Annotated in this window: 23 protein-coding genes; 10 read left to right on the top strand and 13 right to left on the bottom strand. The window is 67.3% G+C overall.

Going from position 1 to position 24,036, the window contains the following annotated elements:
* The first annotated feature begins 97 nt into the window (after window positions 1-97).
* A complete protein-coding gene (locus tag DIE03_RS38430) occupies window positions 98-253 on the top strand; it encodes a hypothetical protein (RefSeq protein WP_185658250.1) in 156 nt (51 codons plus the stop codon).
* A 125-nt stretch (window positions 254-378) separates the two neighbouring features.
* On the opposite strand, the gene DIE03_RS38840 is transcribed toward DIE03_RS38430, so the two are convergent.
* The 4 genes from DIE03_RS38840 to DIE03_RS38425 form a co-directional block, all read right to left on the bottom strand.
* Complete coding sequence (locus DIE03_RS38840) at window positions 379-501, bottom strand: hypothetical protein (protein WP_256976788.1); 123 nt, start codon at window positions 499-501, stop codon at window positions 379-381.
* 150 nt (window positions 502-651) lie between these two features.
* Complete coding sequence (locus DIE03_RS29815; protein WP_124455814.1) at window positions 652-2,010, bottom strand: sensor domain-containing diguanylate cyclase; 1,359 nt, start codon at window positions 2,008-2,010, stop codon at window positions 652-654.
* A 110-nt stretch (window positions 2,011-2,120) separates the two neighbouring features.
* Window positions 2,121-2,369: a DUF2795 domain-containing protein gene (locus tag DIE03_RS29810; RefSeq protein ID WP_059232870.1), complete on the bottom strand. Its 249-nt coding sequence runs from the start codon at window positions 2,367-2,369 to the stop codon at window positions 2,121-2,123.
* A gap of 116 nt (window positions 2,370-2,485) precedes the next feature.
* The gene (locus DIE03_RS38425) at window positions 2,486-2,656 is read right to left on the bottom strand and encodes a hypothetical protein (RefSeq protein WP_006489933.1); all 171 of its coding nucleotides are present in this window, start codon (window positions 2,654-2,656) and stop codon (window positions 2,486-2,488) included.
* A 151-nt stretch (window positions 2,657-2,807) separates the two neighbouring features.
* Between DIE03_RS38425 and speG the strand changes: the two genes are divergently transcribed.
* The 3 genes from speG (at window position 2,808) to DIE03_RS29795 (ending at window position 4,943) form a co-directional block, all read left to right on the top strand.
* On the top strand, window positions 2,808-3,365 hold the full coding sequence (gene speG / locus DIE03_RS29805; RefSeq protein ID WP_124455813.1) for a spermidine N1-acetyltransferase: 558 nt from the start codon (window positions 2,808-2,810) through the stop codon (window positions 3,363-3,365).
* 486 nt (window positions 3,366-3,851) lie between these two features.
* A complete protein-coding gene (gene sap1, locus DIE03_RS29800; protein ID WP_034190197.1) occupies window positions 3,852-4,199 on the top strand; it encodes a surface attachment protein Sap1 in 348 nt (115 codons plus the stop codon).
* Window positions 4,200-4,388: 189 nt separating this feature from the next.
* The gene (locus tag DIE03_RS29795) at window positions 4,389-4,943 is read left to right on the top strand and encodes a YaeQ family protein (RefSeq protein WP_124455812.1); all 555 of its coding nucleotides are present in this window, start codon (window positions 4,389-4,391) and stop codon (window positions 4,941-4,943) included.
* Between the two features lie 21 nt (window positions 4,944-4,964).
* On the opposite strand, the gene DIE03_RS29790 is transcribed toward DIE03_RS29795, so the two are convergent.
* The gene (locus DIE03_RS29790) at window positions 4,965-5,378 is read right to left on the bottom strand and encodes a VOC family protein (RefSeq protein ID WP_124455811.1); all 414 of its coding nucleotides are present in this window, start codon (window positions 5,376-5,378) and stop codon (window positions 4,965-4,967) included.
* A gap of 430 nt (window positions 5,379-5,808) precedes the next feature.
* Here DIE03_RS29790 and ada point away from each other — a divergent pair, with 430 nt between their 5' ends.
* The 3 genes from ada to gshA all read left to right on the top strand — a co-directional run bounded on the left by ada (window position 5,809) and on the right by gshA (window position 9,934).
* Window positions 5,809-6,900, top strand: a complete 1,092-nt coding sequence (gene ada / locus DIE03_RS29780; RefSeq protein WP_124455810.1) for a bifunctional DNA-binding transcriptional regulator/O6-methylguanine-DNA methyltransferase Ada — start codon at window positions 5,809-5,811, stop codon at window positions 6,898-6,900.
* Window positions 6,897-7,856, top strand: coding sequence for a DNA-3-methyladenine glycosylase (locus DIE03_RS29775; protein ID WP_124455809.1), 960 nt, complete (start codon window positions 6,897-6,899; stop codon window positions 7,854-7,856). The genes ada and DIE03_RS29775 overlap by 4 nt, the downstream gene beginning before the upstream one ends.
* 464 nt (window positions 7,857-8,320) lie before the next feature.
* Entirely contained in the window at window positions 8,321-9,934 is a 1,614-nt protein-coding gene (gene gshA, locus DIE03_RS29765) for a glutamate--cysteine ligase (protein WP_185658249.1), read from the top strand.
* 83 nt (window positions 9,935-10,017) lie between these two features.
* Here the strand turns inward: gshA and DIE03_RS29760 are convergent, their stop codons facing one another.
* Entirely contained in the window at window positions 10,018-10,329 is a 312-nt protein-coding gene (locus DIE03_RS29760; RefSeq protein WP_124455806.1) for a DUF4148 domain-containing protein, read from the bottom strand.
* Window positions 10,330-10,847: 518 nt separating this feature from the next.
* Between DIE03_RS29760 and DIE03_RS29750 the strand changes: the two genes are divergently transcribed.
* Entirely contained in the window at window positions 10,848-12,488 is a 1,641-nt protein-coding gene (locus DIE03_RS29750; RefSeq protein ID WP_124455804.1) for an L-lactate permease, read from the top strand.
* A 95-nt stretch (window positions 12,489-12,583) separates the two neighbouring features.
* Here DIE03_RS29750 and DIE03_RS29745 read toward each other — a convergent pair whose 3' ends face one another.
* On the bottom strand, window positions 12,584-13,501 hold the full coding sequence (locus DIE03_RS29745) for a LysR family transcriptional regulator (RefSeq protein WP_124455803.1): 918 nt from the start codon (window positions 13,499-13,501) through the stop codon (window positions 12,584-12,586).
* A 228-nt stretch (window positions 13,502-13,729) separates the two neighbouring features.
* Here DIE03_RS29745 and DIE03_RS29740 point away from each other — a divergent pair, with 228 nt between their 5' ends.
* Window positions 13,730-15,901 carry a phosphocholine-specific phospholipase C gene (locus DIE03_RS29740; protein ID WP_124455802.1) on the top strand — a complete coding sequence of 724 codons (2,172 nt, stop codon included), beginning with the start codon at window positions 13,730-13,732 and terminating at the stop codon, window positions 15,899-15,901.
* Window positions 15,902-16,106: 205 nt separating this feature from the next.
* On the top strand, window positions 16,107-16,832 hold the full coding sequence (locus DIE03_RS29735) for a phosphonate utilization associated transcriptional regulator (RefSeq protein ID WP_124455801.1): 726 nt from the start codon (window positions 16,107-16,109) through the stop codon (window positions 16,830-16,832).
* 177 nt (window positions 16,833-17,009) lie between these two features.
* On the opposite strand, the gene DIE03_RS29730 is transcribed toward DIE03_RS29735, so the two are convergent.
* The 6 genes from DIE03_RS29730 to DIE03_RS29705 form a co-directional block, all read right to left on the bottom strand.
* On the bottom strand, window positions 17,010-17,381 hold the full coding sequence (locus DIE03_RS29730; RefSeq protein WP_124455800.1) for a hypothetical protein: 372 nt from the start codon (window positions 17,379-17,381) through the stop codon (window positions 17,010-17,012).
* Window positions 17,378-18,766, bottom strand: a complete 1,389-nt coding sequence (locus tag DIE03_RS29725) for an FAD-dependent oxidoreductase (protein WP_124455799.1) — start codon at window positions 18,764-18,766, stop codon at window positions 17,378-17,380. Before DIE03_RS29725 ends, DIE03_RS29730 begins: the two co-directional genes overlap by 4 nt.
* Before the next feature lie 102 nt (window positions 18,767-18,868).
* On the bottom strand, window positions 18,869-19,999 hold the full coding sequence (locus DIE03_RS29720; RefSeq protein WP_124455798.1) for a 2-aminoethylphosphonate--pyruvate transaminase: 1,131 nt from the start codon (window positions 19,997-19,999) through the stop codon (window positions 18,869-18,871).
* A gap of 49 nt (window positions 20,000-20,048) precedes the next feature.
* Window positions 20,049-21,776, bottom strand: coding sequence for a putative 2-aminoethylphosphonate ABC transporter permease subunit (locus tag DIE03_RS29715; RefSeq protein WP_124455797.1), 1,728 nt, complete (start codon window positions 21,774-21,776; stop codon window positions 20,049-20,051).
* Entirely contained in the window at window positions 21,773-22,864 is a 1,092-nt protein-coding gene (locus DIE03_RS29710) for a putative 2-aminoethylphosphonate ABC transporter ATP-binding protein (protein ID WP_124455796.1), read from the bottom strand. The genes DIE03_RS29715 and DIE03_RS29710 overlap by 4 nt, the downstream gene beginning before the upstream one ends.
* A 97-nt stretch (window positions 22,865-22,961) precedes the next feature.
* The gene (locus DIE03_RS29705; RefSeq protein WP_124455795.1) at window positions 22,962-24,017 is read right to left on the bottom strand and encodes a putative 2-aminoethylphosphonate ABC transporter substrate-binding protein; all 1,056 of its coding nucleotides are present in this window, start codon (window positions 24,015-24,017) and stop codon (window positions 22,962-22,964) included.
* Between the last annotated feature and the right edge of the window lie 19 nt (window positions 24,018-24,036).

Raw genomic sequence — 24,036 nt, 5'->3', positions numbered from 1 at the left:
TCCGCAATTCAAGTCTGCGGACGCAATCGTGGATCGATTCGGCAGCGCTGCCTAGGTGCGGAGAATTTCGCGCTTACGCACGTACTACCAGTTCGACATGGCCGAACTGCTGGGGGAGCCGTACAAGCGGGATATCAGGGGCGATCTGGTCAAGGACGGGAAAAAGGATGCGCGTCTGGAGCGGCTTCACGGCGAAACGCTCGCCGCACTACAGGTGTTCCTGATGCACGCCGATCTGACCAGGCCGGCCTGATCTGGTTTCAGTCCGGCGCATCGATCGCGTTGCGGACAACAAGGCAATCGACGCATCCGTACCCTTCGCGACAACAATGGTGCGTCGACCTTTACGCGACCGTAGCGCCGCAATCTTCACCCGCCTCAATCCCAATGACGATGATGGTGGTAATACCCGTCACCGTAATATCCACCGCCGTCAGGCACCACGATACAGCCGCTCAACAACACGGCGACACCGGCAATCAGCAAAAGGGTTTTCTTCATGGCACTCACCTGCTCGGGTTCGATATGAAACCCAGCATAGCGAGCGCCTCCCACCCCGGATGTAAGCGATCGTTTCCCTGTGGCGCAATCCGTAACGGCGGATTATTCCGGTCACAATGACCGTAACAATTAGCCAAACAGCAGACGTTTTCAGGCGACGACGACCCTGTTTCGCCCCGTATCCTTCGCACGATACAGCGCGGCATCGGCGGCTTCGATCAACGCATCGGGCGTCGACAGATCGTCGGCCGACACGGTCGCGCAGCCGACGCTGACGCTCACGCGCCCGGCCGGCGAATCCGGCATCTCGAGATCGAGCCGCAGCACCGCGTCGCGCACTTCGTCGGCCACCACGCGCGCGCCGCGCGCCCCCGTGTTCGGCAGCACGATCGCGAACTCCTCGCCGCCGTAGCGCGCGACGATATCCGCAGGCCGTCGCACCGCGCCGGCCAGCGCATTCGCAATCGCGATCAGGCACGCATCGCCCTTCACGTGGCCGAACGCATCGTTGTAGGCCTTGAAGTGATCGACGTCGACCATCAGCAGCGACAACGGTTCGCCCTGACGCCGCGCCTGCAGGAACAGCGTGTGGAAATGATCGTTGAAGTGGCTGCGGTTGAACGCGCCGGTCAACCCGTCGCGCGCGGACGAGCGGATCAGCGTCGCGTGCGCCTCGAACAGCTGCCGGTACAGCATCGTCACTTCCCACGCGAGCACGCACACGAGCACGCCGGGCGTGAACATGCTGAACACGCGCGCGACATACCAGCCGACCGTGAAGCGGTTCGTCGCCAGCAGGTTCAGCGTCGTATCGGTGAGGCACGCGAGCACGGCGATCGCGAGCCACAGGTCGAGTGTCGTGCGCAGCCGGCCGGTGACGACCACGGTGACGAGCGCGAGCACATTGAGGATCCACACGACGAGCGCGATGCCGTTGACGGGCAGCACGGCCGCGTCGCCGGGCGGATGGAACGCGGGCGGCAGCGACACGTTCAGCGCGAGCGCGCATAGCAGCGCCGCTGCGACGGCCGGCCCGCCGACGAGCGCGACCGTCCAGCGGCGCGTCTCTTTCTCGCCGACCGGTGCGCGCGTCAGCCGCTCGCGTGCGAACAGCGCGGCCATCACGAAGCACGGGAAGCCGGAATGCCAGAAGACCCACATCCACGCAGCGCTTTGCGGGCGCGCGCCGAGCAGGCCCTGCGGCGCGAATACGCCGGGAAAGGTGAGCAGTTGCAGCGCGACGGCGAGCGCGGTGAACGCATAGGCGCCGCCGAGCGCACCGAGCACGGGCTGGCGCGTGACGGTGAACTGCGCGCCGAGGAAGAATGCGGCGATGCTCGCGGTCGTGAACACGGTGAGCGCGCACATCGGCATGAACGGCTCGACGGCCGGCAGCGAGACGTTCGCGTGCGGCGCGGCGATCCCGAGTGCAAGCAGGATGACGAGCGCCGTCAGCGCGCCGAACCAGAGCTGACGGCGCGTCGTATGCTGGATCAGGATGCCTTCCATGGAGTCCCCCGGACACGCGTGCTCGAACGCCCGTTCTTGCGCCGGGCGGCACGCCTCCCGATCGCGGCGCGACCGGTGCGGCCCGATCCTATCGCGTTATTGCCGTCCGCTCAAATGCCGAGCCCCGGGCCGAAGTTGCCGGCGACCCATTGCGTGACGGCATTGACGTCCGCGTAGTCCTGTTCGGGCAGGCCGTCGAGCATCGACAGCACCTCGTTGCTGGCGCCGGCGTCGCGCGCGGCATCGACGATCGCATCCTTGTTCGCCGGGTAGCGGACGGCCGCCAGCACGTCGGCGATCTGCAGGTCGATCGTTTCGTGAGGGATATCGTGAGCAGGGGCAGCGGGCTTGTCGTTCACGGCGGCGTCTCGCGAGTTGGGCGGGAATCGGATCGAAGTGGAGGGGCGGCGCACTGCGCGTTACCGGGCCCGGGATGGCCCGGCCGTCGCATGCTGCGGATCGTGGATGAAGCGGCTCAATGACCGCGTCGCACGCGGCGCCACGGATGCTTCCAGTCGATATGCGGTGCGTTTTCGTCGCGCGGATGCTGGCGCCGGTGCTCCTGCCACAGTTCGTCGGAAAACAGCGCCGCGACGATGACGAGCGGCAGCACGAGGAATATTCCGAGTATGACTTGCTCGATCACGATAGCCTCCTTGCGGTGGCAGGAACCCTTGCTCCCATTCTAGGCTCTGAACCCGGCCCGCGTTCATTTTCTTACAGTGCGAAACGAGCCCGGACGCGGCCGTGCCGCGTGGGCATTCCGCACGTGCGCCGGCATCAAAAAGGACATGAACATGCAACTCCAGAACGACACCAACACGCTCGCGCTGCGGCCGCTGGAGCGCCAGGACCTGCGCTTCGTCCACGAGCTGAACAACGACGCGAAGATCATGCGCTACTGGTTCGAGGAACCGTACGAAACCTTCTCGGAGCTGTCGCAACTGTACGACCGCCACGTGCACGACCAGCGCGAACGCCGTTTCGTCGCGGTCGATGCGCAAGGCGAACTGGTCGGCCTCGTCGAACTGATCGAGCTGGACTACATCCATCGCCGCGGCGAGTTCCAGATCATCATCGCGCCGCACTGCCAGGGGCGCGGCTACGCGGGCCAGGCGACGCGCCTCGCGATCGAGTACGCATTCAAGGTGCTGAACATGCGCAAGCTGTACCTGATCGTCGATACGTCGAATGCGGCGGCGATTCACGTGTACGAGAAATGCGGATTCCAGCACGAGGCCGAATTGAAGGAGGAGTTTTTCGGCAACGGCGCGTATCACAACGCGTATCGCATGTGCATTTTCCAGCGCGATTATTTCGAGCATCAGCAAGCCAGCCCGAATAAGGCAGGGTAAACGCGCTGACGAAAGATGCTCGCGGCGGGATTCCGCGGGCACCGTAACCATTCGGGGAACTACGGATAAATACGGATTCGCTTATACCTGGCATTTTTCTTGTATCAGGTATTTGCGATTCCGCGCGGCAGTAAAGTTGAATCATTTCGGATGACTTTATGTGCGGCGCATCAAAATGATCCAGATGGCGAAATGGATTATCCAAACCGTTCAATTGTCGCAATGTAACTTTCCTGAAAGCCCTGCCTGGCAATGCTTTGCGTCTGGCGTCACGGGCCTGCCTGCTGCGCGCCGAGCGTTGCTGCTGGCGCGCGGCAAGCGAAAAACGGGCTGCGCACGGGGTGCGACAATCCGCCGCTATTGCGGTCGCACAACAAATGTGCTTGCTATCGTTTGCCGGTCTTCTAAAGTGAAAAACGCGGGTTCACGATCATCTTTAAACGCATAGCTAACCCAAGCCTGGTGCCCGCAGCCTGGAGACAGAACATGATGAAGCGTACCGGTATCCTTTTTGCCCTCGTCGGCGCATTTTGCGCAGTGTCGATTGCCCAAGCCGGCGGCGATTCGGCCGTCAAGCCGAAGCAGGAAATCCAGTTGACGAAGAATGCCTGGGGCTGCCTGTCGAAAGACAATCTGGATTCCGTACTGAATCACGAGCGTGACGGGAAGTCGCAGGCGAAGCAGCAATACTTCGACGACTTCCGCTGCCTGTCGGTGCCGGAAGGCCAGCGCTTCCGCGTGGTGTCGGTCGACCAGGGCGATGTGCAGTTCGTCAGCGCCGACAACAGCGACCAGCAAGGCCTCTGGACCGATTCGCGCTTCGTCAAGCAGTAACCGGTCGATCCCCGCGCAGTCGCACGACGCGCGAGCGCGCCGGCCCGATGGGCCGGCGGCGCGAACCGAACACGGCCCGGCGGATGCCGGGCCGTTGCGCTGTGGAGGACGCATGACACGCGCCGGGCGGCGCGCATTCGGTATCATCACGGCCCGACCGAACCGAATGCCCGCCCGGGCCGACTCCGCATGGCGCTGAAATCCACGATCTACAAAGCCGAACTGCAAATCGCCGACATGGATCGGCATTACTACGCCGATCACGCGCTGACGGTGGCGCGCCATCCGTCGGAAACCGACGACCGGATGATGGTGCGCATCGTCGCGTTCGCGCTGTTCGCGCACGAGCGGCTCGAATTCTGCAAGGGGCTGTCGGACGTCGACGAGCCCGATCTGTGGCAGAAGGACCTGACGGGCGCGATCGACGTATGGATCGAGGCCGGCCAGCCCGACGAACGTCGCATCTCGAAGGCGGCCGGCCGCGCCGGGCAGGTCACGGTGATCGCGTACGGCGGCAAGACGTCGGATATCTGGTGGCAGGGTGTGCGCAGCAAGGTCGAGCGGCTGCGCAACGTGCAGGTGCTGTCGCTTGCCGACGGCGTCGCGACCGCGCTCGGGCGGCTCGCGGAGCGCACGATGCGCCTGCAGTGCACGGTGCAGGACGGCGCCGCATGGATCTCGAGCGCCGACCACGATCCGGTCGCGGTCGAATGGACGGTGCTGAAGGCGCGCGCGGACGCGTAACGGCCCGCGCGCCGGCCGCGTTCAGCCGAGCGCGGCCGGCGGCCCCTTGACTTCGACCATGTTGCCTTCGGGATCGAACAGGTAGATCGACGGCCCGTAGCCGCCGGCGCCGTAGCGTTCGGCCGGCGCGTCCGGCCGCGCGCCGTGCGCGGTGAAATGGGCGATCAATGCGTCGGGATCGAACGGCTCGACGCGCAGGCACAGGTGATCGAGGTTGCGCCCGGTGCCCGGCGGGCCGCTGTCGGGACGGTCGATCGGGCCGCCGACCGTCAGCAGGTCGATCAGCGCATCGCCGGCGCGCAGCTGCACGAGGCCCAGATCGGGCTGCTCCTTCTCGATATGGCAGCCGACGGCGTCGCAGTAAAAGCGCGTCATCGCCGCCATGTCCGTCACGCGCAGCACGATGTGGTCGATCCCGCGAATGATGGGCTTCATGAACGGTTACTCCTTCGCTGTCGACGAGCATCGAGTGTAGGCGCATCGCGCCTGCGCCGCAGGCCGGAACGCGGCACAATCGACAGACGAAAAAAAGCCCGCTCACGCAGTGCGGAGCGGGCTTAATCCATATCAGGAGGAGACATGGAGGAGACAGTTCCAACTATACACACGGCGATGGTGCGACGCAATATTCCGATTGCAAAAAAACGTCAGGACGGCGATTTGTCGCATCCGCAGTGCAGCAAAAGAGTGACGGGACGATGACGAAAATCGCGCCGGAGCGGCCGCCGCACACGTTTCGTCGGATTTATTGTCAACTGATGCGTCCCCGGTTCGTCGATCGAATCACAGAGCAAGATTCAGGGCGCGACGGCATGTGCCGATGTCTAGAGTAGGCACCATCTACACTAAAGCGTACGAGGTTCAGATGAAAACCGCCTATCCGACCGACGATGCCCGCTGGGGCGCCGTGACCGAGCGCGATCCGCATGCGGATGGCGCGTTCTTCTATGCCGTGAGCACGACCGGCGTGTTCTGCCGTCCGACCTGCGCATCGCGACAGCCGCGTCGCGAGAACGTGTCGTTCTTCACCGATGCGGCGGCCGCACGCGCGGCCGGCTTCCGGCCGTGCAAGCGCTGCCAGCCGGAAGGGCTGCCGCGCGAGCTCGAGATCGTCAACCGCGCATGCGCGGTGCTCGACGCGCATGCCGAGCGGCTCACGCTGCAGCAACTGAGCGACGCCGTGCACGTGAGCCCGTTCCACCTGCAGCGGCTCTTCAAGCGCGTGGTCGGCGTGTCGCCGCGGCAGTACCAGGCAGCGCAGCGCGGCGCCGCGCTGCGGCAGGCGCTGCAAAGCGGGCAGCCGGTCACGCAGGCGGCCGTCGACGCGGGTTTCAATTCGCCGTCGCGGCTCTATGCGTCGGTACCGCGCGAGCTCGGGATGGCGCCGTCCGCGTTCCGCCGCCAGGGCGCAGGCCTGCGGATCGAGTATGCGACCGCGTCGACGTCGCTCGGCACGGTGCTCGTCGCCGCGACCGATCAGGGCATCTGCCGGATCGCGTTCGGCGACGAACCGGCGGCGCTCGTCGGCGAACTGAAGGACGCATTTGCCCGCGCCGAACTGGTCGAAGCGCCCGCGCGGCTTGCGCCGTTCGTCGCGCAGATCCGCGCGTACCTGGACGGCACGCGGCACGCATTCGACCTGCCGCTCGACATCGCGCCGACTGCGTTCCAGCAACGCGTATGGGAAGCGCTGACGCATATTCCGTACGGCGAAACACGCAGCTACTCGGAGATTGCCGAGGCGCTCGGTTCGCCGCGCGCGGTGCGGGCCGTCGCGTCCGCGTGCGCGTCGAACCCGGTCGCGCTCGCGATTCCATGCCACCGTGTCGTGCAGAAGGGCGGCGCGCTCGCCGGATATCGCTGGGGCGTGCGCCGCAAGGCGACGCTGCTCGCGTCCGAGGCGCGTCATGCCCACAACGATGAACCCGAAGCAGTGACGGAGGGCAGTGAGGTTTGAGCATCGAAACAGCAACGATCACGTCCATCGCGAACGGCGGCCATGTGCCGCCGTCCGCGCAGATGGAGCTGCGCTACAAGGCGCCGTACGACTGGGCGCGCGTGCTGCGCTTCTTCAGCGGGCGCGCGATCCCGGGCGTCGAGCAGGTCGCCAACGGCATGTATCGCCGCATCGTCGACCTGCACGGCGATGCCGGCCGGCTCACCGTCGCGAACCATCCGCGCAAGCATTGCCTGATCGCGACCGTCGAAGGGGCCGTTGCGCGCCATGTCGACGAGGCGTTCGCCGCGCGCGTCGCGACGATGTTCGACCTCGGCGCCGATCCGGCCGCGATCGGCGGCGGGCTCGCGCGCGATCCGTGGTTCGCGCCGCTCGTCGAGGCCGCGCCGGGGCTGCGCGTGCCGGGCGCATGGTCGGGGTTCGAACTGGCCGTGCGTGCGATCGTCGGCCAGCAGGTGAGCGTGAAGGCGGCGACGACGATCGTCGGCCGGCTCGTGGAAAGGGCAGGCGAGCGCGTGGTGCACGAGGACGACGGCGCGCCGGCGTGGCGTTTCCCGACGCCCGACGCGCTGGCCGCGTGCGATCTCGACAAGATCGGGATGCCCGGCAAGCGGGTGGCGGCACTGACGGGCGTGGCGCGCGCGGTAGCGGCCGGCGACGTGCCGGTCGATCACGCACATGCCGATCTCGCGACGCTGCGCAGCGCGTGGCTCGATCTGCCGGGCATCGGCCCGTGGACCGTCGAGTACATCGCGATGCGCGCGTGGCGCGACCCGGACGCGTGGCCGGCCTCCGATCTCGTGCTGATGCAGTCGATCGCCGCGCGCGATCCGGCGCTCGACCGGCTCACCAGCCAGAAGCGCCGCACCGAAGGCTGGCGGCCGTGGCGCGCGTATGCGGCGCTGCATCTGTGGAACGAAGTGGCCGACCGGGCGGGCGGCGCGCGCGGCGGGTGAGCGCGGCGGCATGCGGCCGGGTGCGACCAGGCCGGGCCGCGATGCAACCCGTTGCGCAGGCCGTGCAGGCCGCCCCAGGCTGCCCGCCGGATGCGGGCAGTCGCGGCCATTCCGCGAGTCCGGCGCCTGCCGGATTTCGCGCGTGCGATGCAGGCGCACGCATCATTTCCCGGTCGGTTTGGTAGCGCGGTTGCACCTGCCGCCACCTGTTTGCTGCCCACGTTCCGTCCGACGAATTCGGCTGACCGGCGTGACGATCGGCGCCGCCTGGAACCGGTCACGCTTGTTTCGAGAACCTCGGCCGGCCCGTCCGGCGGCCCGCTCAAGCCCGCGCACCCGGCCCGGAGCCACCTCAAGCGCGTGTTTCGGCGAGATGTTAAAGTGCCCGCTACCAACGAAGCGACCAACAATCCAGCCGGCCGCGCGCGGCACTCTGCGCGCGGCCGTCACGCACTTGCGTCTCCATGTCGAACACCATGACTCACCGCCAGTCCGAACTGCTGCTGAATCGTCTCGAAGCGCTGAGCTCGGGCCCGACGCGGCAGCATCTGCCCGACGGCCTGCGCGGCATCGAAAAGGAAAGCCTGCGCGTGACGCGCGACGGGATGATCGCGTTCACGCCGCATCCGCGCGCGCTCGGTTCGGCGCTCACGCATCCGGCGCTGACGACCGACTATTCCGAAGCGCTGATCGAACTGATCACGCCGGCCGAGCGCGACGCCGCGATCACGCTCGAACGCCTCGACGATCTGCATCGCTACGTCTATGCGTCGCTCGGCGACGAGATGCTGTGGAACGACTCGATGCCGGGCCTGCTGCCGGCCGACGACCAGATTCCGATCGCCGACTACGGCTCGTCGAACATCGGCCGCCTGAAGACGGTGTACCGGCGCGGCCTCGCGTATCGCTACGGCCGCACGATGCAGTGCATCGCGGGCATCCACTACAACTACTCGCTTCACGAGGAAGTGTGGCGGCGCCTGCATGCGGACGAAGGCTCGACGGCCACGCTCGTCGACTACCAGTCGGAACGCTATCTCGCGCAGATCCGCAACTTCCGCCGCCGCAGCTGGCTGCTGATGTACCTGTTCGGCGCGTCGCCGTCGCTCGATACGAAGTTCCTGCGCGGCAAGCCGCACAAGCTCGACACGTTCGACGCCGATACGCTGTACCTGCCGTATGCGACGAGCCTGCGGATGAGCGATCTCGGCTATTCGAACACGACGGCCCAGGCCGCGCTGCACGTCGACTACAACACGCTGCCCGGCTATCTCGACGCGCTGTCGAAGGCCGTGAGCGAGCCGTATCCGGCGTACGAGGCGATCGGCACGCACCGCGACGGCGAGTGGATCCAGATCAACACGAACGTGCTGCAGATCGAGAACGAGTTCTACTCGACGATCCGGCCGAAGCGCGTCACGTATTCGGGCGAGCGGCCGCTGCATGCGCTCGCGTCGCGCGGCGTGCAGTACATCGAAGTGCGCTGCCTCGACATCGATCCGTTCGAGCCGACCGGCATCGCGCTGGAAACCGCGCGCTTCATCGATGCGTTCCTGCTCGCGTGCGCGCTGGACGAAAGCGCGCCGCTCGACTGCGAGGCGTACAAGGAAGCGAACGCGAACTTCGGCAGCGTGACGATGGAAGGCCGCAAGCCGGGGCTCGCGCTCACGCGCGACGGCCAGTCGATCACGTTGCAGCAGTGGGCCGACGAGCTGATGGCCGATATCGAAACCATCGGCCGCCGTCTCGACGAAATTCGCGGCGGCGACGAGCATGCGCGCGCGATTGCCGCGCAGCGCGAGAAGCTCGCCGATCCGGAGCGCACGCCGTCCGCGCGCGTGCTGCGCACGATGCGCGAAAACGGCCAGTCGTTCCTCGCGTTCGCGCTCGCGCAGAGCGAAGCGCATGCCGCGCATTTCCGCGCGCGTCCGCCGTCGGCGGACACGCTGCGCACCGAGCAGGCGCTCGCCGCGAAGTCGCTGGCCGAGCAGGCCGAGCTCGAAGCGAAGGAGGCCGGATCGTTCGACGCGTTCGTGGCGGCCTACCGCGCGTATACGCTGAACCGCTTCAGCGTCTGACCAGCGCCTGACGATCGCGCAAGCGGCCGGCGCAGCCTGCGCCGCGCCGCTCTGCGGTGCGATCGAGCCAGTTCCGTCAATGATCAGTGGTGGGCGTACGTGTCGCGGTCGATCGCGCGCGGCAGCGCCGGCTTGCCTGATTCACCGTTCACCCGGCCGTCGTTGCCGTAACCGGCGTCCTCGCCGCGCGCTCGCGCGGCACGCTCCATGATCTCCCGCATGTTCTCCGGAAAGTCGGGACTGCTTGCGAGGCTCGTCCGGTAGCCGGCGGCCTGCAGCTCCACGAGTTCCTGGCGGACCTGCGCGCGCGTCACCGTCGATGCCGCCTGAGCGTGGGCGGCGAAGGCCGCGCCCATCAGCAGGAGGGCGCATGCCGTGTGTTTCATCGTATTCATCGTGCTTGCTCCGTGAGGTTCCGGTGCCGCGCCGTTTCTGGCCCGGCCGGAATCGATGCAGCCAGTCTAGGCTTCGGATGCCGGACGAAACACCCGCGTTGCCGTCAGTCACCTTTGTCGCGCGTGCAACATTGCGCGGGCGACGGCGTGACCGGACTTCCTGTCGAACGTGACAGCCGCCCGCCATCCGCCGGTCATCGTGCGGCGCCGCGGCCGTATCGGGTCGTCGCGCATCGGGCTTGTCCCCCTTGTACAAGCGCCACGCGCCTCCTAACCTCTTTTAAGCGACCGATCGGTTGGCCGTGCAACGTCGTTGCGTGCGCAAGCGCCTGATCGCGGTCCTGACCGCAGGACATCGCCTTGTACCGAACCCGGGGGCATCGGCATGCCAGCCCGGGTCGTCAGCGCAAGGCATGGGACCCGAGTAAGCGCTAAAGCGCCAACTCGGGTCGACAGCGCAAGGCATGGGACCCGAGTAAGCGCTAAAGCGCCAACTCGGGTCGACATCTGGAGACACGATGAACCCTACCGACGCCCTACCGCCCGGCATCGTCTTCGCGCAGCCGTTGACGCCGGTCGCGAACTCGCTGCTGCTGTCGTTTCTCGTCGCCGCGATCCCGATCGCCGTCGCGCTGATCGCGCTCGGCGTGCTGCGCCGCCCCGCGTGGCAGGCGTCGCTCGCCGGGCTCGTCGCCGGCCTCGCGGTCGCGATCGGCGCGTGGGGGATGCCGGCCGGGCTCGCGTTCAATGCGGTCGGCGCCGGCATGGCGCTCGCGGTCGTGCCGGTGATGTGGATCGTCTTCAACGCGCTGCTGCTGTACAACATCGCGGTGAAGTCGGGCCGCTTCGACCAGTTCCGGCAATGGATGCTCGACAACCTGCCCGACGACCGCCGCCTCGTGCTGCTCGTCGTCGCGTTTTCGTTCGGCTGCCTGCTCGAAGGGATCTCCGGATTCGGCACGCCGGTCGCGATCACGAGCGCGCTGCTGATCGCGCTCGGCTTCCCCGCGCTCGAAGCGCTCACCTATACGCTGCTGTTCAACACCGCGCCGGTCGCGTTCGGCGCGCTCGGCGTGCCGATCACCGTGCTCGGCGCGGTCACGTCGCTGCCGCCCGCGACGCTCGCGCAGATGGTCGGCCGCCAGTTGCCGTTCTTCGCGCTGCTGCTGCCGTTCTACGTGGTCGGCGCGTATGGCGGCCTGCGCTCGATCTCGAAGCTGTGGCCGGCGCTGCTCGTGTCGGGCGGCAGCTTCGCGCTCGCGCAGTTCGTCACGTCGAACTTCCTCGGCTACCAGCTCACCGACGTGCTGTCCTCGCTCACGTCGCTGATCGTGACGATCGGCTTCCTGCAGGTATGGAAGCCGCAGCCCGATCCGCAGTACGCGCTCGCGCGCAGCGTGCCGGCGGCAGCCGGCGCCGCGCGCGCGGGCTTCGGCGGCTGGCTGCCGTGGCTCGTCGTGTCGGTGGTCGTGATCGTGTGGGTGCACGCGAACATCGCGGCGATCGGCGACGTGAAGATCAAGTGGCCGGGCCTGCACAACGCCGTGTTCGTGTCGCTGTATCACAAGCCGTACGCGGCGATCTGGGATTTCCAGCCGCTCGGCACGGGCACCGCGATCCTGCTGTCGGCGATCGTCACGGCCGCGCTGACGCGCACCGGCCCCGGCGCGTTCGTCGAATGCGTGGTGAAGACGTGGCGGCAGACGTGGATCGCGATCGTCACGGTGATGATGATCGTCGGGCTCGCGTACCTGCTGAACTACTCGGGGATCAGCTACACGCTCGGCACCGGCGTCGCGTCGACGGGCGCGCTGTTCCCGCTGGTGTCCGCGTCGCTCGGCTGGATTGCCGTGTTCCTGTCCGGCAGCGACACGTCGGGCAACGCGCTGTTCGGCAACCTGCAGGTCGTGGCCGCCCGGCAGCTCGGCCTCGATCCGGTGCTGATGGCCGCGACCAACTCGTCGGGCGGCGTGATGGGCAAGATGATCTCGCCGCAGAACATCGCGACGGGCGTGTCGACGACGGACCTGAAAGGGCAGGAAGGTGTCGTGTTTGCGCGCACCTTCTGGCACAGCGTGATCCTCACGCTGCTGCTCGGCGTGCTGGTGTTCCTGCAGCAGCACGTGCTGACGTGGATGATTCCGGCACTGCCGAAATGAGGTGAGCGCAACGACGGAAGGAAGGCACGAGGAAACACGAGGGAAGGCGCGGGAAAAGCGCCAGTCGAGTGCGGAACCGGCGAGCGCGCGGCAGCTCAGCGCGCGTTCGCCCGCCGCCTGGGTTGTCCCTGGTCGGCTGCGCGGGCCGCCTCGGCACCGTCCGGCAAGATGCAGGCGAGGAACGCGTCGATCGCGGGGCTCTGGCGGCGTGCTTTCAGGTAGTACACGTATTCGTCGATCGTCGTGCCGACGCCGCGCAGCGCGATCACGCGCAGGTCCGGATGGCGCTCGGCCTCGCCGAGCGGAAACAGGCTGCCGCCCACGCCGTGCAGGATCGCCTCGCGGATCGCTTCGCGGCTGCCGATCTCGGCAACCGACACGGACGCGACACCGGCCGTCGCGAGGATCGTCTCCGTGCAGCGGCGCGTGACCGAACCTTCTTCACGAATCAGCAGCCGCACGTCGGCGAGCTGCGCCGGATCGATCGCGTCGAACCGCGCGAGCGGATGGTTGCGGTGCACGACGAGCACGAGCGGATCGGTCGAGATCACCTTGCGTTCGAGGCCGTCGGCGTCGTTGCGCTGCGACGAGACGGCGAGGTCGATGCGAAACTCCTGCAGCGCCTGCAGGATCTCCTCGGAGTTGCCGATCCGGCACGTGAGCGCGATCGACGGATGCGCGCTCGAGAAGCGGCCGACCGCATCCATGATGTAGTACGGGCCCGTCGCGCCGATCCGCAGGTAGCCTTCGAACAGGCCGCCGACGTTGCGCAGCATGATGTCGGCCTGCGCCTCGAGCGCGATCATCTTCTCGACGAGCGGCAGCAGCTCGATGCCCGTTTCGGTGACCTCGAGCTTGCGGCCGCTGCGGTAGAACAGCTCGACGCCGTACACCTGCTCGACCTGCCGGATCTGCGCGGCGATCGTCGGCTGGCTCACGCCCAGGTGGCGCGCGGCGCGCGTGATGCTGCCCTGCCGGACGGTCGCGTGGAACGCCTTCAGCTGATCGAACACGACTCGGCTTCTCCCCCTCTGTATCGCGCGTCAGCGTAGCGCACGCGTATGTCGGCCGCATGAAAGGCGCGTCGTGCGCCGCTTCGAAAAATTCCTGTGGGTCACCCAAAGAAACCTGCGGTAACCGGTCACGGCCGGGACATGCCGGTGCGGGGTAATAACGGCAACGCACCACCGCCGGCCCCGCTCGACCGGCGCCCCACTCCTATCGACAACAGGGTTCTCTTCATGTCCTCGAACAATCGACGCGATTTCCTGCGCCTCGCCGCGCAGTCGGCCGGCGCGATGGCCGCCTACGCGGGCTTTCCGCCCGCGATCCGCAACGCGCTGGCGATGCCGGCCGCCTATCGCACGGGCACGATCCGCGACGTCGAACACGTCGTGATCTTCATGCAGGAAAACCGTTCGTTCGACCATTACTTCGGCGGGCTGCGCGGCGTGCGCGGCTTCAACGACCCGCGCCCGCACCTGCTGCCGAGCGGTGCGCCGGTGTGGCAACAGCCGCCGGCGTCGGTGTTCACGAAGAACTACCATTCGCGCGGCCTCGATCCGTCGGCGCCGTACGTGCTGCCGTTCTACCTCGACCCGAAGCAGACGACCGAATTCCAGCCGGGCACCAACCACGGCTGGAGCAGCGGCCACCTGTCCTGGAACAACGGCCAGTGGGACCAGTGGGTGAACCAGAAGCAGGACGTGCTGACGATGGGCTACCTGAAGCGCCAGGACCTCACGTACCACTACGCGCTGGCCGACGCGTTCACGATCTGCGATTCGTACTTCTGCTCCGCGCACGCCGACACGGCGCCGAACCGCATCTACCTGTGGACCGGCACGGTCGACCCGCGCAACATCTACGGCAACCCGCCGAACGGCCCGGGCATCGGCGAGCGCGACGACGTGAACGGCTACACGTGGACGACCTACGCCGAGCGCCTCGAGGACGCGAAGATCAGCTGGAAGGTGTACCAGGGCGGCACGGGCATCCCGGGCGACCCGACCGACAACTACACCGACAACTCGCTGATGTTCTTCAAGCGCTTCCAGGTGAAGGAGGGCGCGAGCGGCCCGCTGGTCGACAAGGGCGCATCGGACCACACGCTCGCCGAGCTGAAGGCCGACGTGCAGGCGAACCGGCTGCCGCAGGTGTCGTGGATCGTGTCGCCGTACAAGTACAGCGAGCACCCGCAGGCGTCGCCGACCGACGGCGCGTTCTACATCAACATGGTGCTCGAGGCGCTGACGTCGAACCCGGAGGTGTGGGCGAAGACGGTGTTCATCCTCAACTACGACGAGAACGACGGGCTGTTCGACCACGTCGTGCCGCCGGTGCCGCCGGTCACGAGCGGCGTGGGCGGCCAGGGCATCGTGTCGTCGAACCTGCTGTCGAACCTCGGCGACGAGCTGCTCGACCTGAACAAGTACCCGGGCGAAATGAGCCCGCTCGTGCCGGGCGCCGACCCGGGCGGCATCCAGCCGATCGGCCTCGGGCCGCGCGTGCCGCTGATCATCATCTCGCCGTGGACGAAGGGCGGCTGGGTCTGCTCGGAGACGTTCGACCACACGTCGGTGCTGCGTTTCCTCGAAGCGCGCTTCGGCGTGAAGGAGCCGAACATCAGCGCATGGCGCCGGTCGATCTGCGGCGACCTCACGTCGGCGTTCGACTTCTCCGCGCGTCCCGACACGCGCACGGTGAGCTTCACGGTGCCGCAGCACATCGCGACGGCCGGCCAGGCGTACCAGGTGCCCGCGCAGCAGTCGATGCCGGCGCAGGAGCCCGGCACGCGTCCGGCGCGTGCGCTGCCGTACGAGCTGTTCGTGCACGCCCACGTGCATGGCCGCGACGACAGCGTGTCGCTCGACTTCGCGAACTCCGGTGATGCGGGCGCCGCGTTCTACGTGTACGACCGCCGCAACCCGGCGACGCCGCCGCGCCGTTACGCGGTGTCCGCGCATGACCGCTTCGCCGATACCTGGAGCACGTCGGCCGCGCGCGGCGAGTACCATCTCGCCGCCTATGGCCCGAACGGCTATCTGTGCGAGTTCCAGGGCAACACGCGGCTCGCCGCGGACGGCCGCCACGCGAACCCGGAAGCGAAGATCGGCTACGACGTGCGCAACCGCCACGTGTACCTGCAACTGCGCAACAGCGGGCGTGCGACGTGCCGTATCACGGTCGACAACGCGTACAGCCATGCGCAGGCGCGCACCTACACGCTGGAGCCGGGCGAGCGTGTCGAGGATCACTTCGCGCTGTCGTCGAGTCACGGCTGGTACGATCTGACGATTACCGCGACGACGCTGCGCGGCGGTGACGACAAGGTCGTGCGCCGCTTCGCGGGCCACGTCGAGACGGGCCGGCCGAGCCAGAGCGATCCGGGGCCGGTGAAGCCCACGGCCTGACGGCCGCACGTCGCGCGAGGCGGGAAGTTCGCCCGCCGCGCGACCGCCGATCGCCGCCTGCCGGGGCGCCAGGTACTTTCCGGCAGGCGGAATTGGCTTTTGGAAACTGAAAACTGTTGACAATGTGTCGAGCCGAGGGTATACAAGGATCATTCGCCGATATGGCGCCCTCGTTTTCACCCGCAGCGTCGCTGCCTGCCCGACCATGACTTCCCCGAACGCGCTCAGCGCCATCGAACTCCTGCAAAGCCAGTCGCTCGCGATGATCGTCCAGGACATGCTCGAGCGCGCGATCGTCTCCGGTGAATACGCACCAGGCGAGAAGCTCAACGAAGTCGATATCGCGACCAAGCTGAACGTGTCGCGCGGCCCCGTGCGCGAAGCTTTCCGCGCGCTGGAGCAGGCCGGCCTGCTGCGCAACGAGAAGAACCGCGGCGTGACGGTGCGCGTCGTGCCGCTGCGCGAGGCCGAGGAGATCTACGAAGTGCGCGCGATGCTCGACGAATCGGTCGCCCGCGCGCTCGCGAAGCGCATCTCGCCCGATACGCTGAAGGTGCTGAAGGGCATCATCCAGTCGATGAAGGATGCCGCGAAGACGCACGACGTCACGCGCTATACCGAGCTGAACGTGCAGTTCCACGACGCGATGGTCGTCGGCGTCGGCAATACGCACCTCACCGATACCTACCGACGCCTCGTGCGCCAGCTCGGGCTGCTGCGCCAGGCCGCGATCGAGGCCGAGGAGGATGCGATCTCGGTGTCCGCGGCCGAGCACGACAAGATCGTGCAGGCGCTCGCGGGCGGCGACGAGGAGAAGGCCGTCGCGCTCGTGCGCGAGCACGTCGCGCACGGTCTCGCGCGGATGCGTCGTACGCATGAGCAGGGGCTGCCAGCGGCGGGCAAGGCGGCGCGGGAGAAGACCGGCGCGTGAGTGGACGTGTTATCTGTCCCGCACGTTGACGACGAAAAGCCACGGAACGGTTGACTTACGGCCTTTCGTGGTCGAAGCGGGCCTACCTACGGCTCGTTTGTGCAGCCGAATATGGCGGCCGACGCTTCACTCGACGTTGACGATGTCCGCCCGAATGCGGTGATCCCTCGCAACGGATCATCTGCCGCGCTGTTTATCGAAGAAGTCGTCCAGTACCCAACCGGTTCCGGATTCACAGCGCACTTGCGTGTATGCATAGACCTTTGCAGCCCGATCCGCCACGGGGGCGCAGGACTCGCCTTTCCTGACCGTAAAGATCGGTTGGGTCCTATCGTCGTTTGGTTCGGCGAAGGCCGGCATTTCACGAAGCGCCGTCCATTTCTCATCTCTATATTTCGAGCACGCACCGACCATCACGGCGAGTGCGGCGAACAGCAGAAAGCGCATCATTTCTTCATATGTATTGGCGAGATCACGAATCGTATCGCGACGATCCTGGTCTGCACATGCTCGAAATGAATCGACACGTCGTCTGCTCGATGCCGTCACGCCTTGTCCGCCTTCCCCGCCGCGCTCGCAAACTTCGCGAGCCACGTATCGACTACCGAAGGCTGCCGGCTCTCGTCCTCCGCGCGCTCCTTGCGGCGGATCGCGTTGCGCACGACGTGCGCGCCGACATAGCGGATCGGCTCCGGCGGGAAGTGGCCGAGCGGGCCGCGCACGATCGGGCTGCGCGTCCACGCGTTGTCGAGGCCGAGCACGAGCGACGACAGGATCTGCCCGCCCATGTAGGTCGGCCCGACACCGTTGCCCGAATAGCCGAAGCCGTAGAACACGTTCGGCGCGTCGTCGAGGCGGCCGAAGAACGGGAAGCCCGTGACCGAGCGATCCGACGGTCCGTTCCAGCTCGCGGTGACCGGCACGCCGGCGAGCGACGGAAAAAACTCGCGCAGGCTGTGCGTGAGCTGCGCCTCGTACGGCGAGCGCCGGTCGAACACCGGCGCGATGCGGCTGCGCCATGAGAATGTGTTGCCGCCCTTGCCGAGCATCAGCCGGCCGTCGGCCGTCGTGCGGTAGTAGTAGACGAAGATTCGCGAATCGAGCACTGACACGCCGTCTACGAGCCCGGTTTTTTCGAGCAGCTCCGGGCATTTCTCGGTGATCACCATGTCGCTCGACACGACCGCGATCGTGCGCTCGAACTGCGGGAAGCGGCTCGCCATCCACGCGTTGATCGCGAACACGAGCTTGCCTGCGGTGACGCTGCCCGACGGCGTGCGCACGACGGCCGGCTGCCCCGGCGTGAAGTCGAGCATCGGCGTGCGTTCGTAGAGGCGGATGCCCATCGCGAGCGCGACGCGGCGCAGCCCGCGCACGAGCTTGCCGGGATGCACGGTCGCGGCGATCGGCGAGTAGACGCCGTCGAGATTGCGCGCGGAACCCGAGCGGCGCGCGACTTCGGCGGGTGGCAGCGGTTCGTAGCTGTGGATGCCGCACGCGGCGAGCGCGTCGAGCACCGGCGCGAGCGTGCCGACCTGTGCGCGCGACGTCGCCGTGTACAGCGTGCCGTCGAGCCGCAGTTCGGCGTCGATGGCGTGCGCGCGGCAGAAATCGGCGATGTGCTGCACGGCCGCTTCGGAGGCCTTCACGAGCCGGATCGCCTCGGCTTCGCCGAACAGGCGCCGCAGCGTCAGGAATTTCGCGGACCACGTGAGCAGGCAGCCGCCGTTGCGGCCGCTCGCGCCGGCGCCGCACAGGTCGGCCTCGACGATCGCGATGTCGAGCGCGGGGTGTTGCTGCTTCGCCTGGATCGCGGTCCAGAGCCCTGTGAAGCCGCCGCCGACGATGCACACGTCGGCCTGCGTCGCGCCCTGCAGCGCGGGGGCGAGATCGCCGTCGTTGAACAGCGCTTGTTCGATCCAGAAGGGTCGCATCGGGGTGTTCGTCTATAAGGGTCGGGGCACGTGCCGCGCACGGCCGGAAAACGGCCGGCCGCATGCGCGTAAGCACGCGGCCGGGTGCATCGTGTCACGTCGTCATGCTGCCGCTTCGGCCGACACGCGGCGCACGCCCATCGCGCGCAACGTGTCGGCGATCGCCGCGACGGCGCCCGGAATACCGGCTTCGCCGAAGTGGCCGATACAGCCGACGCGGAACGTCTCGACTTCGGTCAGCTTGCCCGGATACAGAATGTAGCCGCGCTTTTTGACTTCCTGATAAAACCGCTTGAAGTCGTAGTTCGGATCGTCCGGCGCGTGGAACGTGACGATGATCGGCGCCTGGATCGCCGGATCGAGGAACGGCCGGAAGCCGAGCGCGAGCATCCCGTCGATCAGCGCGCGGTAGTTGCGCTGGTAGCGGCCGCCGCGCGCGGCGAGCCCGCCTTCGTCGACGTACTGCGCGACGGCCGCGTCGAGCGCCGCGACCACGTGCGTCGGCGGCGTGAAGCGCCACTGCGTCGTGCGCTGCATGTAGACCCACTGGTCGTACAGGTCCATCGCGAGCGAATGGCTGTTGCCTTCGCAGCGTTCGAGCGCGCTGCGCTTCGCGATCACGAAGCCGAGCCCCGGCACGCCCTCGAGGCATTTGCCGGACGCCGCGATCACCGCGTCGAACGGCGTCGTGCGCGCGTCGATGTCGATCGCGCCGAACGAGCTCATCGCATCGACGATCAGCGCGCGTCCGTGCTTCGCGACGACCTGCGCGATGTCGTGCAGCGGGTTCAGCACGCCGGCACCCGTCTCGCAGTGCACGAGCGCGACGTGCGTGATGGTCGGGTCGGCAGCGAGCGCGCGCTCGACGTCGGCCGGATCGACGCGGCGATCCTCGCGGTAGTCGATCGTCGTCAGCCGGCGGCCGAGCACGCGGCAGATCTTCGCGATGCGCTGGCAGTACGCGCCGTTGTTCGGCACGAGCACGTGACCGTCGCGCGGCACGAGCGTGCCGAGGGCCGCCTCGACCGAGAACGTGCCGCTGCCTTGCAGCGGCACGCATTCGTGCGTGCCTTCGCCGTGCACGATCTGCAGCAGGCGTTCGCGCAGCCGCGCGGTGATCGCGTTGAAGTCGCTGTCCCACGACCCCCAGTCGCGCAGCATCGCGTCGCGCGTGGTGTCGGAGGTCGTCAGGGGGCCGGGGGTGAGCAGGATGGGCTGGGCGGCGAGCGGCATGGTGTCTCCTTGATGAAGTCGGGACGTCACGTGAATGCGGCTAAAAAAATCAGTGGCGATGCGGGTTGCGCCAGGCCTGCGTACGGCGCAACAGTCGATGCGAGATGCAGGCGAACAGCACGCACGCGAACGACGAGGTCGCGAGCACGAGCGTGGCCATCGCGGCGGCCGGGCCCATCTGGCCCGCGTCGTCGAGGTTCAGGATCGCGACCGATGCGGGCTGCGTGTCCGGCGAGTAGAGGAACGCGACGGCCGAGACCGTCGTCATCCCGTTGACGAACAGGTAGCGTGCGATCAGCAGGATCGCCGGCAGGCACACGGGCACCGTCACGCGCAGGAAGGTCTTGTAGAACGGCACCTTCAGCGAGGCGGACACGGCCTCGAACTCGCTGTCGATCTGCCTGAGCGCGGTCACGGCGGTGAGGTGGCTCGATGCGTAGTAGTGGACGACCGTGACGATCGCGAGCAGCCACAGCGACCCGTACAGCGCGTTCAGCGGATTGCCCGGCGCGTTGAACAGGAAGATGTAGCTGATGCCGAGCACGAGCCCCGGCACGCCCATCGGCAAAATCGCGCACAGGCTGATGAAGCCGCGCAGCCACCGTGCGCCGCGCGTCTTCTCGATCAGGTAGGCGCCGCCGAACACGACGATCGTGCCGCCGGCCGCCACCGTCGCGGCCATCCGCAGGCTGTTCTTGTACGCGTCGAAGATGCCGGCGCCGATCAGCCCCATCTCGTAGTGCTGCAGCCCGACGCTCATCTGGTACGGCCAGAACTTCACGAACGACGCGAACACCGAGATGCCGACCACCGCGATGAAGAACGCGCACACGAGCGTGCAGTACGCGAGCATCGCGGCGTCGAAGCCGCGCGACGGCTTCGGCTGGTACGGCGTCGAGCGCGCGCCGAGCTGCGATTGCTGGCGGCGGCGGATGAAGAAGTCGACGCCGAACGCGACCAGCGCCGGACACAGCAGCATCAGGCTCACGACCGCGCTGCGGTTGAAATCCTGCAGCCCGATGATCAGCTTGTAGATGTCGGTCGACAGCACGTTGTACGAGCCGCCGATCACGACCGGCACGCCGAAGTCGTTGATGCACATCGTGAACGCGACCATCGTCGCGCTGATCAGCCCGTACTTCGCACCGGGCAGCGTGATCGTGAAGAACTTGCGGATGCGACTCGTGCCCATCGCGTCGGCGGCCTCGTAGAGCCGGCCGTCCGCGAGCGACAGCGCGGTGACGAGGATCATCAGCACGTGCGGGAACGACGCGTACACCATGCTCAGCACGATACCGGGCAGCCCGTAGATCGAATGGCCGTGCAGCAGCGGCTTCAGCAGCCCCGCGTTGCCGAACCAGTAGATGAACGACACGGCCGACAGCAGCGTCGGCGCGAGCAGCGGCAGCAGCGCGATCGTGCGCGCGGCGCTCTTCAGCGGCATGCACGAGCGCGTCAGCGCATACGCGAACGTGAACGCCATCGGCACGACGATCAGCGTGACGAGTGCGCCGACCGTCAGCGAATGCAGCATCGAGCGCAGCACGCCGCTGTCCTCGAGATACTCGACGAAGTTGTGCGCGCCGACGAAGCGCCCGTCCGCGTCGACGAAGCATTTCTGCACGACGAGCGCGAGCGGCAGCAGCAGGAACAGCGACATCAGCGCGGCCATCGCGACGAGCGCGAGCTGCGCGATGCGGTCGTGCCAGTGCGTGATCTGCCGCACGTCGGCGGGAGCGGAGGCGCCGCGGCGGCGCTCGGTGAGGACGGTGCTCATTGCAGTCGCTCCTTCGCGCACGGGAACACGCGGACATGCTCGCGATCGAGCGCGAGGTCGATGCGCGCGCCGGCCTGCACGCCGGTGCGGTCGACGTCGTGATACGACAGGTCGGCGACGATCTCCTGGCCGTCGAGCCCGTCGATCCGGAAGCTCACGCGGCAGAACGCGCCGAGGAACTCGAGCTTCTCGACGCGGCCGGCCAGCACGTTGTCGGCCGTTTCGCCCGGCACGCGGATGCGCAGGTCCTCGGGCCGCACGTAGACCGATACCGCCGCGCCTTGCGCGGGGCGGGCCGCGCCGTGGCGGCAGTCGAGGCCGACCGCGCCCGCGCGCAGCGTGCCGTCCTGCGCGACTTCGGCGGGAATCGTGTTGACGCGGCCGATGAAGTCCGCGACGAACGGCGAAGCCGGCTGCCGGTAGATTTCGAGCGGCGTGCCGATCTGCTCGATCACGCCGTGGTTCATCACGACGATGCGATCGGCCATCGACAGCGCTTCTTCCTGGTCGTGCGTGACCATGATGGTCGTCACGCCGAGCCGCTGCTGCAGCGCGCGGATCTCCTGGCGCAGCCGCACGCGCACGCGCGCATCGAGCGCCGACAACGGCTCGTCGAGCAGCAGCAGGCCGGGGGACGTCGCGAGCGCACGCGCCAGTGCGATCCGCTGCTGCTGGCCGCCGGACAGCTGGCCGGGATGCTTGCGTTGGCTGTCGGGCAGGCCGACCAGCGCGAGCAGCGTGTGCACGCGCTCGTGGATCGCGTCGCGCTTCATCCTGCGGTTCACGAGCCCGTACGCGACGTTGTCGTACACGGTGAGGTTCGGGAACAGCGCGTACGACTGGAACACGATGCCGTAGTCGCGCAGTTGCGGCGGCAGCCGCGAGATGTCGCGGCCGTCCTGCATGATCTGGCCGGCGTTCTGCGTCTCGAGCCCCGCGATGATCCGCAGCAGCGTGGTTTTCCCGCAGCCGGACGGCCCGAGGAAACAGATCATCTCGCCCTTCATCACGCTCAGGTTGATGTCGGTGAGGACCTGCGTGTCGTTGTACCGCTTCTCGATGCGTTCTACGCTCAGGTAAGGTGCCATGCGCGCCTCCATGCTGGGGCGGCCCGGAGGCCGGATTCGACGAGGGGAAGGGTGGCGCGGGGCGGCGCGCTGCGCGGCCCCGCTACCGGTTGCCGCGTTATTGCTGCGCCTTCGCCCCGTAGCGCTTCTGCCACGTATCGAGGATCGACTGGCGGTTCTTCGCTGACCACACGAAGTCGTTCTTCACGAGCAGGTCCGAGTAGTTGTCGGGGATGCCGGCCAGCTTCCGCGCGACGCCCGGATACGCGACGATCGCCCACCAGCGCGCGGTGATCTGGTTCGCGTCCTTGCTCGCCATGAAGTCGGCGAGCTTCTTCGCCGCATCGGGCTGCTTCGTCGTCTTCATGATCGCCGTGCCTTCCATGTCCCAGCCGAGCCCTTCCTTCGGGAACACGAGATCGATCGGCGCGCCCTGCGCCTGCAGTTCGTGGCCGCGGAACTCGAACGAGATGCCGATCGGGAATTCGCCGGTGCCGGCGAGCGTGCACGGCTTCGAGCCCGAATGGACGTACTGCGCGACGTTCTTGTCGAGCGCGTCCATGAATTTCCAGCCCTTGTCATCGCCGAAGGTCTGCAGCCATGCGGTCACGTCGAGGTAGCCGGTGCCCGACGACACGGGGCTCGGCATCACGATCGCGCCTTTGTAGACCGGCTTCGTCAGGTCTTCCCACGACGTCGGTTTCGGAATGTTCTTCGCCTGCGCGGCGACGCGGTTGTAGCAGATCGTCGCGCCCCACACGTCCATGCCGACCCAGTGCGGCGGCGTATTCGCGTCGCTGTACTTGCGCGTGAGCTGGTCGAAGCCCTTCGGCGTGTACGGCATCAGCATGCCCTGCAGGTCGAGCAGCGTGAGGCTCGATGCGGCGAGGCCGAGCACGACGTCCGCGCGCGGGTTGTTCTTCTCCGCGAGCAGCTTCGCGGTGACCGAGCCGGTCGAGTCGCGCACCCAGCGGATCTCGATATCGGGGTTCGCTTTCTCGAATGCGTCCTTGTAGGGCTTCATCGCCTCGTCTTCCAGCGCGGTGTAGACGAGCAGCGACGTCTTCGCGTGCGCCGCCTGCGCGGCGCCGAGCGCGACCGCCGCGGCCAGCGCGAAACGGGCCGCGCCCGCCGCCCATGCATTCAAACGCTTGTTTACCGGCACTTCGTTCATCTTCAGACCCCTTGACTGT

Source organism: Burkholderia sp. Bp8992, assembly GCF_003853705.1.
Lineage (GTDB): Bacteria > Pseudomonadota > Gammaproteobacteria > Burkholderiales > Burkholderiaceae > Burkholderia.
The sequence above is the reverse complement of the archived record's forward strand: the minus strand, read 5'-3'. Positions and strand labels throughout refer to the sequence as shown.

Excerpts from the sequence above, each read along its gene's own strand:
- DIE03_RS29790 (WP_124455811.1), bottom strand. The coding sequence starts at position 5,378 with ATGAAGCCCATCATTCGCGGGATCGACCACATCGTGCTGCGCGTGACG.
- sap1 (WP_034190197.1), top strand. The coding sequence starts at position 3,852 with ATGATGAAGCGTACCGGTATCCTTTTTGCCCTCGTCGGCGCATTTTGC.
- DIE03_RS29740 (WP_124455802.1), top strand. The coding sequence starts at position 13,730 with ATGTCCTCGAACAATCGACGCGATTTCCTGCGCCTCGCCGCGCAGTCG.
- DIE03_RS29795 (WP_124455812.1), top strand. The coding sequence starts at position 4,389 with ATGGCGCTGAAATCCACGATCTACAAAGCCGAACTGCAAATCGCCGAC.
- speG (WP_124455813.1), top strand. The coding sequence starts at position 2,808 with ATGCAACTCCAGAACGACACCAACACGCTCGCGCTGCGGCCGCTGGAG.
- DIE03_RS29715 (WP_124455797.1), bottom strand. The coding sequence starts at position 21,776 with ATGAGCACCGTCCTCACCGAGCGCCGCCGCGGCGCCTCCGCTCCCGCC.
- DIE03_RS29720 (WP_124455798.1), bottom strand. The coding sequence starts at position 19,999 with ATGCCGCTCGCCGCCCAGCCCATCCTGCTCACCCCCGGCCCCCTGACG.
- DIE03_RS38840 (WP_256976788.1), bottom strand. The coding sequence starts at position 501 with ATGAAGAAAACCCTTTTGCTGATTGCCGGTGTCGCCGTGTTGTTGAGC.
- DIE03_RS29735 (WP_124455801.1), top strand. The coding sequence starts at position 16,107 with ATGACTTCCCCGAACGCGCTCAGCGCCATCGAACTCCTGCAAAGCCAG.
- DIE03_RS29725 (WP_124455799.1), bottom strand. The coding sequence starts at position 18,766 with ATGCGACCCTTCTGGATCGAACAAGCGCTGTTCAACGACGGCGATCTC.
- ada (WP_124455810.1), top strand. The coding sequence starts at position 5,809 with ATGAAAACCGCCTATCCGACCGACGATGCCCGCTGGGGCGCCGTGACC.
- DIE03_RS29710 (WP_124455796.1), bottom strand. The coding sequence starts at position 22,864 with ATGGCACCTTACCTGAGCGTAGAACGCATCGAGAAGCGGTACAACGAC.
- DIE03_RS38430 (WP_185658250.1), top strand. The coding sequence starts at position 98 with ATGGCCGAACTGCTGGGGGAGCCGTACAAGCGGGATATCAGGGGCGAT.
- DIE03_RS29760 (WP_124455806.1), bottom strand. The coding sequence starts at position 10,329 with ATGAATACGATGAAACACACGGCATGCGCCCTCCTGCTGATGGGCGCG.
- gshA (WP_185658249.1), top strand. The coding sequence starts at position 8,321 with ATGTCGAACACCATGACTCACCGCCAGTCCGAACTGCTGCTGAATCGT.
- DIE03_RS29750 (WP_124455804.1), top strand. The coding sequence starts at position 10,848 with ATGAACCCTACCGACGCCCTACCGCCCGGCATCGTCTTCGCGCAGCCG.
- DIE03_RS29815 (WP_124455814.1), bottom strand. The coding sequence starts at position 2,010 with ATGGAAGGCATCCTGATCCAGCATACGACGCGCCGTCAGCTCTGGTTC.
- DIE03_RS29705 (WP_124455795.1), bottom strand. The coding sequence starts at position 24,017 with ATGAACGAAGTGCCGGTAAACAAGCGTTTGAATGCATGGGCGGCGGGC.